The sequence below is a fragment of the Comamonas sp. B-9 genome (assembly GCF_000410635.1).
Taxonomy (GTDB): Bacteria; Pseudomonadota; Gammaproteobacteria; order Burkholderiales; family Burkholderiaceae_C; genus Comamonas.
Genome location: NZ_KE148566.1, coordinates 15,809 through 16,710 on the forward strand (window position 1 = coordinate 15,809; position 902 = coordinate 16,710).

Genomic DNA, 902 nt, shown 5'->3' on the forward strand with positions numbered 1-902 from the left:
GCTGCGCAAGGTGGCCGCAATATCGCCGTGGCTGCGCGAGAAGGCAGCCGCCGTGCGCTGCACCAGGGCGGGCGGCGGGTTGTCGCTGATGAAGAACACCGCCAGCTTGCGCGCCATGAACTGCGCCGTCGCGGGCGAGGCCACGATGCGGTCCAGCGCCTCGTCCACCGCCGCCATGCCCTTGGCCCGCAGCGGCTGGCCCAGCAAGACCTGGGGCGCATAGTCGTGCCGCTTGGGGTTGAACTCGAAAAAGCCATCGCGCAGGTAATCGGCCTGCAGCGCAGGGGCCATCCGGGGCGGCGGCGCATCGGCATCGCGGGTGCTGAAACCCACGCCCGTCAGCACATGGGCCATGGCCTGCACATCGGCCTGGGTGTAGCCGCTGCCCACGCCCATGGTGTGCAGCTCCAAAAGCTCGCGGGCGTAGTTTTCGTTGATGTGGCCCTGGGCGTTGCTGGCGTTGTCCAGGTAGAGCAGCATCGCCGGGTGGCGCATGCTCGCTTCGAGCAGCGTGCGGAAGTTGCCCAGGGCGTTGGGGCGGATCGCCCGCTCCTCGTAATCACCAATCCACAGCCGGGTTTCGGCCTTGCGCGTGCTGACATTGAAGTGGTTCATCCAGAACCAGGTCATCTGCTCCTGCAGCTGGGCCGGTGAGTAGAGCGCACGCAGCACCTGGCGCTGCTGGGCCTGGGCGGCGAGCTGGTTCAGGTGGCGCTGCACCTCCTGGCGCAGGCGCGCGCCTTCGCCCTCTCCCTGGCCTTGCTCGGTGGCGTTGCGGGCGGCCTGGCGCTGCGCAGCAATGTCGCGCTGCAGCTCCAGCATACTGCGCTGGCTGATTTCCAAGGCCGCAATCTGCTCCTCGGCCTGCGCGGGCAGGCGCGGCGGCTGGCGCGGCGCAAGCT

The 902-nt window shown here is 69.0% G+C and carries 1 protein-coding gene; it reads right to left on the reverse strand.

All coding sequences use genetic code 11. The annotated features are described in order from the left end of the window. The coding region (locus tag H928_RS27400) for a DUF1800 domain-containing protein (protein ID WP_043339811.1) at window positions 1-902 on the reverse strand (902 nt) is incomplete at both ends.